Source organism: Actinokineospora terrae (genome assembly GCF_900111175.1).
Lineage (GTDB): Bacteria > Actinomycetota > Actinomycetes > Mycobacteriales > Pseudonocardiaceae > Actinokineospora > Actinokineospora terrae.
In genome coordinates this window covers 287,141-298,140 of record NZ_FOGI01000003.1, presented here as the reverse complement: position 1 = coordinate 298,140, position 11,000 = coordinate 287,141, and the positions used below count along the sequence as shown (strand labels likewise).

Below are 11,000 nucleotides of genomic sequence, written 5' to 3'. Positions count from 1 at the left end.
GAGACCACCCGTGAACACGATCGCCGCCTACACCAAGTTCGAGATCCTGGGTGCGATCCGCATCCCGATGGTCTTCGTCGCCCTGCTGTTCCTGCCCACCGTGGGCATGCTGCTGTTCGTCGTGCCCGCGCTCGGCGACGACCCGGTCGCCGCCACGCTGAGCACCGGCTCGATGTGCCTGTTCACCGTGCTGATCATCTGCTCCGCCCAGTACGGGCTGGGCATCGCCGACGCGCGGATGAAGCCGTGGGGCGGCTACGTGCGCACCCTGCCCGGCGGTCCGCTGCCCAAGATGGTCAGCATGATCGTGATGAGCTCGGTGTTCGTGGTCGCGGGCAGCATCCCGCTCATCGGCATCGCCGTCCTGGGCACCGAGGCCACCGCGTCCCTGCTCGACATCGTGCTCGGCCTCGGCGCGCTCGTGCTCGCCGTGGTGCCGTTCTCGCTGCTGATGCTGGCCATCGGCTACGCGGTCAACCCGTACCTGGTCAGCGTCATCACCAGCATCGCGCCGATCATCTTGGCCTACCTGGGTGGTCTGTTCACCGACCCGAACAGCACCGGTGGCTTCACCGCGAACGTGTCCCCGTTCATCCCCACGCGCGGTTCGGCTGAACTGGTGTGGGCCGCGATCGGCGACTACACCCCCAACCCGCTGTCGATGGTGATGCTGGGCGTCTGGACCGTGGTCCTGGCGTTCCTCGCCTACCGCGCCTACCGGTCCGACGAGGGCAAGCGTTTCCGCTGACACAGGAGGAGCACCGTGCAGTTCCGCAAGCTCAAGGTCAACGGCGCGCTGGAGTTCACCCCCAAGGTGTTCCCCGACGACCGCGGGTTGTTCCTGTCGCCGTTCCAGGAACCCACGTTCGTCGAGGCCACGGGCCACAAGCTGTTCCCGATAGCGCAGACCAACCACAGCCGGTCCCAGCGGGGCGTTGTGCGCGGTGTGCACTTCACCGTCACGCGCCCGGGTTCGGCGAAGTACGTGTACTGCGCGCGCGGTAAGGCCATCGACATCGTTGTCGACATCCGCGTCGGTTCCCCCACCTACGGGCAGTGGGACTCGGTGCTGCTCGACCAGGACGACTTCCGCGCGATGTACTTCCCGGTGGGCTGCGGGCACGCGTTCATCGCGTTGGAAGACGACACCGTCATGTCGTACATGGTGTCCAGCAGCTATGTCCCTGAGCACGAGTTGGCGCTGTCGGTGCTCGACCCGGCGTTGGGGCTGCCGATCCCGGAGGACATCACCGATCCGATCATCTCCGACCGCGATCAGGTAGCGCCCACGCTCGCCGACGCGCGCGAGGCCGGGATCTTGCCGGTGTACTCGCTGTGCCAGGAGATCGAGCAGGAGCTCTACAGGTGAAGGTCGTCGTCCTCGGTGCCTCCGGGTTCATCGGCTCGGGAATCGTTCGCGCTCTCGCCCAGCGGCAGGTCCAACTGCGACTAGTCGCCCGCCGACCTACTCCGGTGCCCGCTGACGCGGTCGCCGAGGTCGAGACGCGGGCCGCAGATCTGCGCGAGGGTGTGGCCGAGCACGTCGCCGACGCTGACGCGGTCGTGCATCTTGTCGCCTACACCGACGGTGGCTGGCGCGTCGCCGATGGGGACAAGACCGCAGAGCGGGTCAACGTCGGTCTTGTAGCCGACCTAGTGGAGGCGCTGCGGTCGCGTCCGACGCCGCCAGTGGTCCTCTTCTCCGGTACCGAGACGCAGGTCGGTCTGGCTGACCGCGTCCGCATCGACGGGACGGAGACGGACAACCCCCTCAGCGCCTACACCCGCCAGAAGCTCGCGGCGGAGAACCTGCTCAAGGACGCCACCCGCGACGGTGTGGTCCGAGCCGTGTCGCTGCGGTTGCCGACCATCTACGGCGAACAGGGCGACCGCGGCGTGGTGGCGTTCATGGCGCGCAAGGCCTTCGCGAACGAGCCGTTGACCATGTGGCACGACGGCACCGTCCGCCGCGACCTGGTGTTCGTCGACGACGTCACCGCCGCGTTCCTCGCCGCCCTCGACCACGCCGATGCGCTCGCCGGGCGGCACTACGTCCTGGGCAGCGGCGTGGGCGTGCCGCTGCGCAAGGTGTTCGAGTTGGTCGCCGCGGAGGTCTCCGCCCTCACCGGTGCGCCACCCGTGCCCGTGGTGTCGGTACCGCCGCCGGGGCACATGGAGCCGACCGACCTCAAGAGCGTCGAGGTAGACGCCTCGGCGTTCCGCATGGTCACCGGGTGGACGACTCGGGTGGGACTAGAAGAGGGCGTTCGCCGCACGGTCGCCGCGACCGCTGGGAGCTGACATGCGCGTGTTGCACCTGAACAACTCCGGCTTCGGCCACGTCATCCCCTCGCTGGGCGTGGTCGAGGAGTTGGTCCGCCGTGGTCATGAAGTCACCTATGTGACAGCGGCAGGTCCGGTGGCCAAGGTGGAGGCAACAGGCGCGACAGTGCTGCCATACGAGTCACGGCTACCGGGCATAGACCTCTCGGAGTACAACACCGCCGATGAGACAGCCGCGCTCACCGGGATCTACCTGACCGAGAGCGAGGAGATCCTCAAGGCGGTCGACAAGCATTACGAGGGCGTCCCGGACGTCATCTCCTACGACCTCACCGTCTACCACGCCGCTCGGGTGCTGGGCCGCCAGTGGGACGTCCCGCTCGCCCAGTGCCTGCCCGTGTTCGCTTCCAACGAGCACTTCTCCCTGCTGGAGAAGATGGTCGAGAAGATGGGCCGCGCCGAGCTGACCCACCCCGAGCTCCAGTCGTTCTTCCGCCGCCTGACCGCGCTGCTGGCCGACCGCGGCCAGGCGGACACCGACCTGGAGGACTTCATCGGGCGCACCGAGGACCTCAACCTGGTCTACTTCCCGCGCGCGTTCCAGTTCGCGGGCGACACCTTCGACGACCGGTTCGTGTTCGTCGGCCCCGGCCTGGCCGCCGACCCGACCGCGTGGACGCCCCCGGCCGACGACAAGCCACTCCTGTTCGTGTCGCTGGGCACCTGCGTGAACCGCCGCGCGGGCTTCTTCCGAGCGTGCGTGGATGCCTTCCGCGACCAGCCGTGGAACGTCGTCATGGCCGTGCACGAGGGCGTCGACCGCGCCGAGCTGGGACCCATACCGTCCAATGTGGAGGTCCACGGCTGGCTGCCGAACCTGGACGTGCTCGCCCACACCACGGTGTTCTTGTCCCACGCGGGCCTGGGTAGCGTCATGGGCGCGTTGTCGCGTGAGGTGCCATTGGTGGTGGTGCCGTCATCCCCGGAGGATTGGGTCAACGCGCGGCGGGTGGCGGAACTGGGCCTCGGCAAGGTAATCCGCGACGAGTTGCCGCCACCGGCCCGACTTCGCGCCGCGGTCCTGGAAGTCGACAGGGACAAGCGGACCCGCGAGCGCGTCGCCCGTATGCGGGCCGATATCGAAGCGTCCGGCGGTGGCGCTGCCGGAGCCGATGCCCTTGAGGCGCACGCGGCTAAGAGGGGCCGCTAGGGGTTGTTAGCTCTCTCAAACCGCCCATACCGTCCAGGGCAAATCGGACGATAGGGGCAAGACGTGCGAATACTCTTCGTGGCGCACTCCGAGAAGACCCACTACTTCAGCATGGTGCCGTTGGCCTCGGCCCTGCGCACCGCGGGCCACGACGTGCGGGTCGCCACGCAGCCGGACATGGCCGCCGCCGTCGTCGAGTCCGGGTTGGTCGCCGTGCCGCTGGGCACCGACCACAAGTGGAAGCAGGTCATGCAGGAGAAGGGCGACGACTCCTGGGCGGGCCGGGTCGTCGAGGCGGTCACCAACGAGGTCGACCACGACGCGCTGTTCACCTTCTTCGACGAGACCACCCGCGACTACTTCCGCACGGTCAACAACGAGGAGTTCGTCGCGGACCTGGTCGCGCACGCGAGGTCGTGGCGGCCGGACCTGGTCGTGTGGGAGCAGTTCACCTGGGCGGGCGCGATCGCCGCCGAGGCCGTCGGCGTCCCGCACGCCCGCATGCTCTGGGGCGCCGACGTCGTCACCCGCAGCCGCCTGCGCTTCCTCGACGACGTCGACCACCGGGGCGACCCGCTCGCCGACTGGCTGACCGAGCTGCTCACCCGGCACGGCGGCGAGTTCAGCGAACGCGTGGTCACCGGCCACTGGACGATCGACCCCGGCCCGCCGAGCCACCGCATCGACAACGGCCTGGACGTGCAGCCGGTCCGCTACATCCCCTACAACGGCCCGGCAGCGCTACCCGCATGGCTCTCCGAGCCGCCCGCCAAGCCCCGCGTCGTAGTCACCGCAGGGGTATCGGTACGCGGCTACTTCGGCTTCGACATGTTCTCCCTAGGCGCGCTGCACGCCTTCGCGGACCTCGACATCGAGATCATCGCGACACTGCTGCCGATGCCCGGTGAGACCATCGACGACGCTCCGGCCAACGCGAGGGTGTTCGACTTCGTCCCCATGGCCGGTCTTCTGCCCACCTGTGCCGCCGTCGTGCACATCGGTGGCGCGGGCATCCAGTCCACCGCGGCGGTGTACGGCGTCCCCCAGCTTGTCCTCCCCGGATTCTGGGACACCGTCGTTCGCGCTACCAAACTCGTTGAGTCCGGCGCAGGCCTGTCGATCCTGTCGCACGAGGTCACCCTGGAGCGCGTAAGGGAAGACCTGGTTCGCCTCTTGGAAGACCCGTCGTTCAAGCAAGGAGCCGAGAAGCTCCGCGCGGACGTGCTTTCCGCGCCCTCGCCCAACGACGTCGTCGCCGAGCTGGAGCGGCGGGTGGCCGATGTACGGGCGTGAGTTCGCCGAGATCTACGACCTCCTGCACCACGGCCGCGGCAAGGACTACCACGCCGAGGCCGCCTTCGTCGCCGACCTGGTCCGCGCCAGGGCACCGCACGCCAGGTCCCTTGTGGACATCGCCTGCGCCACCGGCGCGCACCTGGTCGCCTTCGCCGAGCTGTTCGACGAGGTGGCCGGGGTCGAGATCTCCGAGCCGATGGTCCAGGTGGCGCGCAAGAAGTTCGACGGCGAGGTCGTGCACCTCGGCGACATGCGCGAGTTCGCCCTCGGCCGCCGCTTCGACGCCGTCACCTGCATGTTCGGCTCCATCGGGCACACCATGTCCGACGCCGAACTCGACGCGGCCCTGACCTGCTTCGGCGACCACCTCAACCCCGGCGGCGTGCTCGTGGTCGACCCCTGGTGGTTCGCGGAGACGTTCACCGAGGGCTACATCGCCGGTGACGTCGTCGAGCTGGAAGGCCTGACTGTCGCCAGGGTCTCGCACGCCACCCGCGTGTCCGGCAAATCGCGCATGGAAGTCCACTACACCGTCGCGCGCCCCGAGGGCATAACCCACTTCGCTGAGACCTACCTCGCGTCCCTCTACACCAGACAGCAGTACGAGGACGCTTTCGCGCGCGCGGGGTTCACCGCCGAGTACCTCCCCGGCGTCCAGAACGGTCGGGGTGCGTTCGTTGCGGTAAGAGGAACCTAGGGGTGGCAAGGGGTTGTCGCCTCTATGAAGCGTTCCTAGGTTCGCAATGAAGAGGAAATCCGCCGACACCGTAGGCGTTGGGACACCACCGTGACCGAACTGTCCGAGGCCATGCGGGTGGACTTCGCCGCCGGGGTCGCCCGCTCCGCGCTCGCAGGCCCCACCGGCGACTTCGACGGCTGGCTCGCCGACTGCCGCGCCCGGTTCCACACCCGCGTCGAGCCGGTGCCGCTCGACCGGCTCGACGGCTGGTCGGCGCACCCGCGGACCGGCGACATCGGCCACCGCAGCGGCAAGTTCTTCACCGTGCGCGGCCTCGACGTCGAGGTGGCGGGCGCCGCGGTGCCCCGGTGGAGCCAGCCGATCATCAGCCAGCCCGAGATCGGCATCCTCGGCATCCTGGTGCGCGAATTCGACGGCGTGCCGCACCTGCTCATGCAGGCCAAGGTCGAGCCGGGCAACGTCAACGGCGTGCAGCTGTCGCCGACGGTCCAGGCGACCCGCAGCAACTACACCAGCGTGCACGGCGGGAAAGCCGTGCCGTACCTGGACTACTTCCGCGACACCGGCAGGCACACCGTGCTCGCCGACGTGCGCCAGTCCGAGCAGGGCGCCTGGTTCCACCGCAAGCGCAACCGCAACATGGTGGTGCTCGTCGACGAGCCGGTCGAGGTGCTCGACGGGTTCAGCTGGCTCACCCTGGCCCAGGTCCACCAGCTGCTGCGGCTCGACGACCTGGTCAACATGGACACCCGCACCGTGCTGTGCTGCCTGCCGTTCTCCGGCGCCGGGTTGGCCGGGCGCTACCCGGGCCTCGACGGGTTCCGCGCCGACCTGGTGCACGCGCTCGACCCCGCCGCGTCGACCGCGCACACCATGGGCGAGGTGCTGAGCTGGATCACCGACTCGCGCACCCGCCACGACGTGTCGGTCCGCGAGATCCCGCTCGCCGAGGTCACCGACTGGCGGTGGACCGACGGCAGGATCAGCCACGACAGCGGCCTGTTCTTCGACGTCGTGGGGGTCGCGGTCACCGCGACAGGCCGCGAGGTGGGCCGCTGGGACCAGCCGATGCTGCGCCCGCGCGGGCAGGGCCTCGCCGCGTTCCTGGTCCGCCGGGTCGACGGCGTCCCGCACGTCCTCATGCACGCCAGGGTCGAACCGGGCTACTTCGACGTCGTCGAGCTCGCCCCGACCGTCCAGTGCACCCCGGACACCTACGCCAAGCTGCCCGCCGCGGCCAGGCCCGAGTTCCTCGACGAGGTCCTGGCCGCCGACCCGAGCCGGATCCTGTTCGACGCCGTGCACTCGGAAGAGGGCGGCCGGTTCATGCACGCGCGCACGCGGTACGTCGTCGTGGAGTCCGACGCCGACGTGGCCGCCGACCACCCCGACTACCGCTGGCTCGCCCCGCACCAGCTGGCGACCCTGCTGCGGCACAGCCACTACCTCAACGTCCAGGCGCGCAGCGTGCTCGCCTGCCTGCACAGCCTGGTCACCCCGGAGGGAACGCCATGACCACCCGCGTCTGGGACTACCTGCCCGAGTACGAGAACGAGCGCGAGGACATCCTCGACGCGGTCGACACCGTGTTCCGGTCCGGCCAGCTCGTCTTCGGGCCGAGCGTGCGCGGGTTCGAGGAGGAGTTCGCCGCCTACCACGGCCTCGCCCACTCGGTCGGCGTCGACAACGGCACCAACGCCCTGGTCCTGGCGCTGCGCGCGCTCGGCGTCCGCCCCGGCGACGAGGTCGTCACGGTGTCGAACACCGCCGCGCCCACGGTCATCGCCATCGACCAGGTCGGTGCCACGCCGGTGTTCGTGGACGTGCACGAGCGCAACTACCTGATGGACGTGAGCCAGGTCGAGGCCGCGATCACCCCGCGTACGACCTGCCTGCTGCCAGTACACCTCTACGGGCAGTGCGTCGACCTCGCGCCTCTAGAGGCGTTGGCGGCCAAGCACGGGATCCCGATCCTGGAGGACTGCGCGCAGTCCCACGGCGCCCGTCAGAACGGTCGGATCGCAGGCGCTACCGGTAAGGCCGCCGCGTTCTCGTTCTATCCCACGAAGGTCCTCGGCGCGTACGGCGACGGTGGCGCTGTCGTCACCGATGACGCCGACGTGGACGCCGAACTCCGCAGGCTCCGGTACTACGGCATGGACAAGCAGTACTACGTCGTGCAGACACCCGGCCACAACTCCCGGCTCGACGAGGTCCACGCTGAGATCCTCCGCCGTAAGCTCCGCAGGCTCGACGGCTACCTGGAGGCCCGCCGCAAGGTGGCCGCCCGCTACGCGGAAGCCCTGTCCGACACGGACCTGATCCTGCCCTCGGTAGAGCCGGGCAACGACCACGTGTACTACGTCTACGTCGTCCGCCACCCCCGCCGGGACGCGATCCTCGAAGCCCTCCAGGCCTACGACATCTCGCTCAACATCAGCTACCGCTGGCCGGTGCACACCATGAGCGGGTTCGCCCACCTCGGCTACGGACCGGGCTCCCTGCCGGTGACCGAGAGGCTCGCCGACGAGATCTTCTCGCTGCCGATGTACTCCTCGTTGTCCGAAGACCTCCAGGACAAGGTCATCAGCGCGCTGCGTGAGGTACTGCGCACGGTGTGATGAAACCCGCTGGCCGACCGCGCGAAACGGACTGAAGTTCGCCAACCGGACGCCGTGTGAGTTGGGTCATGTCGTCCCCGCCTGCCTGAGAGGGCGCTGAGACCGCCGGGGGCACCCCGGTAGGGTCGGCTCCGGGAAGCGTCCCGGGGGAGGTCGCCATGGGTCTCATGCGGACGGTCGGCGGGACCGTCGCGTCCAGGCTTGCGCGCACCGCGCTGGCCCGGTTCGTGCTGCGCAAGGCGGGCACCAAGGCGCTGGCGCTGCTGCCGGAGGGGGCGCTGATCCCGCTGCGCCGCGACGGGCTGGAGCCGACCGCCGAGCTGGACCGGATGCGCGAGCAGGCGCCGATCACCCGGCTGCCCATCCCGTTCGGGGTCAACGTCTGGCTGGTCACCGGGCACGCGGAGAACAAGCAGGTGCTGGCCGACACCACCTCGTTCAGCAACGACTACACCCACCTCGGCGAGATCATCGGCGCCCAGGGCGAGAACCCGGGCGGCCTCGGGTTCGCCGACCCGCCCGACCACACCCGGTTGCGCAAACTGCTCACCCCCGAGTTCACCATGCGCAGGCTCGCCCGCCTCGGCCCGCGCATCGACGCCATCGTCGAGGGTTGTCTGGACCGGATGGCCACCTCATCCGATCCGGTGGACCTGGTGGAGACCTTCGCGCTGCCCATCCCGTCGTTGACCATCTGCGAACTGCTCGGCGTCCCCTACGCCGACCGCGACGAGTTCCAGCGCCTCGCCGTCGCCCGCTTCGACCTGTTCAGCGGCGCGGGCGCCTCCATCGGCGCCATCTCCGAGTCCCTGGTCTACCTGGAGGGCGTGGTCAAGGCCCAGCGCGCCGACCCGGGCGACGGCCTGCTCGGCATGATCATCCGCGAGCACGGCGACCTGGTGGACGACCGCGAACTGGCAGGCCTGGCCGACGGCATCCTCACCGGCGGGTTCGAGACCACCGCCAGCATGCTCGCCCTCGGCGCCCTGATGCTGCTGCGCGACCCGTCCACCAGCACCCTGCTGCGCGCCGACCCCGCCGCCATCGGCCCGTTCGTCGAGGAACTGCTGCGCTACCTGACCGTGGTCCAGGTCGCCTTCCCGCGCTTCGCCCGCCGGGACCTGGAGATCGCGGGCGCCCGCATCAGCGCGGGCGACGTCGTCGTCTGCTCGCTGAGCGCCGCCAACCGCGACACCACCCTCGTCGGCGCCTCCCCGGCCTTCGACCCCACCCGGCTGCCCACCCAGCACATGGCCTTCGGCCACGGCGCCCACCGCTGCATCGGCGCCGAACTGGCCAGAATGGAACTGCGCGCCGCCTACCCGGCCCTCGTCCGCCGCTTCCCCGACCTCCGCCTCGCCATCCCCGAATCCACCCTCCGCTTCCGCAAAACCTCAATCGTCTACGGAGTAGAGGAAATCCCGGTCACCACCCGCCCCACAGGCCCCCGCTAACCCCGACCGCCTCAGGCTCCGCTCCAGCCCTGCATTGCCCCGGGTGGTACTCCCACTGCCCCAGACGCCACCTTCGCCGACCTAGGCCCCCGCCCCACCGGAACCCCGCCGACTTGGCCGCCCGGCGACACTTGTGCCGGTTCTGGCCTGCGCGGCCCGCTGACCTGGGCGCGCAAGTCAAGCGGCATCTCCGCCGACCCAGGCGCACACCGCCCAGTGACACCGCGCTGACCGGCCCGGGCTCCGCCCCGCCGCACCCCGCCGCCTGCCCCCGAAATCGCCGCCTCGCGCGCGCGGTCCCGACTCGGCCCAGCCCCCACCCACACCGGGGGGCGTCCCAGTGCCCAGTCTACCGGGGCCCACCGACAGTGGATCTTGAAACGGGGGTCGGCAAGATCCAGATGTGGATAACTTCTGTCGCTGAACCGGGTGAATCCGACGCGGGCTGGGTGGTCGCGCGGCCGGTCCGGGCTCGGGTGGGTTGGGGTTGCGGGGCAGGTGGGGCGGTGGGCGTGTGGTGCCGGGGGCTGTTGGTGGGGGTGGGGCTGGGTACGCTCCGGCACCGAGGGATCTGGGTGTTCGCTCGCGCCGTCCCCGTCGGGGCTGACCAGCCGCGGCGCGCGAGGTGGTCGGGGTCCCGCCCTGTTCCGACGTAAGGAAGGTCCACGATGGTCCTCCGCCGCCTCGCCGCCACCCTGCTCCTGGCGGGCGCAGCAGTACTGGGCACCGCGGTGCCCGCCTCGGCGCACGCCGAGCTCAAGTCGAGCGACCCGGCCAAGGGCGCCACCGTCGCCCAGTTGCCCACGAAGGTCACGCTCACCTTCACCGACACCGTCACCACCGTGGTCGACTCGGTGTCGGTCAGCGGCCCCGACTCGGTGCGCTGGGTCGTCGGCACCCCCGAGGTCGCCGGTGCGGTGGTGACCGTGCCGGTGCAGCCGGTCGGCCCCGCGGGCGCCTACAAGATCGAGTACCGGGTGAACTCCGACGACGGCCACATCGTCAGCGGGGCCGTCGACTTCACCATGTCGGTCGCCGCCGCCCCGGCGCCGACCACCACGACCGAGGCCCCGGCCACCACCCCGCAAGAGGTCGCGACCGAGGCCCCCGCCACGACGACGTCCCCGGCGGCCCAGCCCGCCACCCTGGACGAGGGCATCCCGAAGTGGGTGTGGTTCGTCGTCGGCCTCGCGGCCCTGGTGGCGATCGGGGTCGGACTGCTCGTGCGCTCCCGCCGCTCCCGCCAGTAAGCGGCACGGGCACCACGCCGACCCACCGTCCAGCACCAGAACGACGTCAGGCGGCAGCACGGACGCCAGGCCGTGCTGCCCGCCAACGGCACGCCCGGTGCGCCAACGGCACGCCCGGTGCGCCAACGGCACGCCCGGTGCGCCAACGGCACGCCCGGTGCGCCAACGGCACGCCCGGTGCGCCAA

General features: G+C 70.1%; 10 protein-coding genes. All 10 read left to right on the top strand.

Annotation, left to right across the window (positions count from 1 at the left end; all coding sequences use genetic code 11):
- The first annotated feature begins 10 nt into the window (after window positions 1–10).
- The 10 genes from BMY07_RS07345 (at window position 11) to BMY07_RS07300 (ending at window position 10,814) form a co-directional block, all read left to right on the top strand.
- Window positions 11–748 (top strand): hypothetical protein, encoded by a 738-nt coding sequence (locus tag BMY07_RS07345; protein ID WP_092775710.1) that lies wholly within the window; start codon window positions 11–13, stop codon window positions 746–748.
- A gap of 15 nt (window positions 749–763) precedes the next feature.
- Complete coding sequence (locus BMY07_RS07340; protein ID WP_092775709.1) at window positions 764–1,369, top strand: dTDP-4-dehydrorhamnose 3,5-epimerase family protein; 606 nt, start codon at window positions 764–766, stop codon at window positions 1,367–1,369.
- Window positions 1,366–2,301: an NAD-dependent epimerase/dehydratase family protein gene (locus BMY07_RS07335; protein ID WP_092775708.1), complete on the top strand. Its 936-nt coding sequence runs from the start codon at window positions 1,366–1,368 to the stop codon at window positions 2,299–2,301. Before BMY07_RS07340 ends, BMY07_RS07335 begins: the two co-directional genes overlap by 4 nt.
- Before the next feature lies 1 nt (window position 2,302).
- Window positions 2,303–3,493 carry a macrolide family glycosyltransferase gene (locus BMY07_RS07330; RefSeq protein WP_092775707.1) on the top strand — a complete coding sequence of 397 codons (1,191 nt, stop codon included), beginning with the start codon at window positions 2,303–2,305 and terminating at the stop codon, window positions 3,491–3,493.
- 63 nt (window positions 3,494–3,556) lie between these two features.
- Entirely contained in the window at window positions 3,557–4,786 is a 1,230-nt protein-coding gene (locus BMY07_RS07325) for an activator-dependent family glycosyltransferase (protein WP_092775706.1), read from the top strand.
- Window positions 4,773–5,486, top strand: coding sequence for a class I SAM-dependent DNA methyltransferase (locus tag BMY07_RS07320; protein WP_092775705.1), 714 nt, complete (start codon window positions 4,773–4,775; stop codon window positions 5,484–5,486). Before BMY07_RS07325 ends, BMY07_RS07320 begins: the two co-directional genes overlap by 14 nt.
- A gap of 90 nt (window positions 5,487–5,576) precedes the next feature.
- The gene (locus BMY07_RS07315) at window positions 5,577–7,004 is read left to right on the top strand and encodes an NDP-hexose 2,3-dehydratase family protein (protein WP_245782256.1); all 1,428 of its coding nucleotides are present in this window, start codon (window positions 5,577–5,579) and stop codon (window positions 7,002–7,004) included.
- A complete protein-coding gene (locus tag BMY07_RS07310; protein WP_092775704.1) occupies window positions 7,001–8,110 on the top strand; it encodes a DegT/DnrJ/EryC1/StrS family aminotransferase in 1,110 nt (369 codons plus the stop codon). Before BMY07_RS07315 ends, BMY07_RS07310 begins: the two co-directional genes overlap by 4 nt.
- A 158-nt stretch (window positions 8,111–8,268) precedes the next feature.
- A complete protein-coding gene (locus BMY07_RS07305; protein ID WP_092775703.1) occupies window positions 8,269–9,564 on the top strand; it encodes a cytochrome P450 in 1,296 nt (431 codons plus the stop codon).
- 668 nt (window positions 9,565–10,232) lie between these two features.
- Window positions 10,233–10,814, top strand: a complete 582-nt coding sequence (locus BMY07_RS07300; RefSeq protein WP_092775702.1) for a copper resistance CopC family protein — start codon at window positions 10,233–10,235, stop codon at window positions 10,812–10,814.
- Window positions 10,815–11,000: the final 186 nt, after the last annotated feature.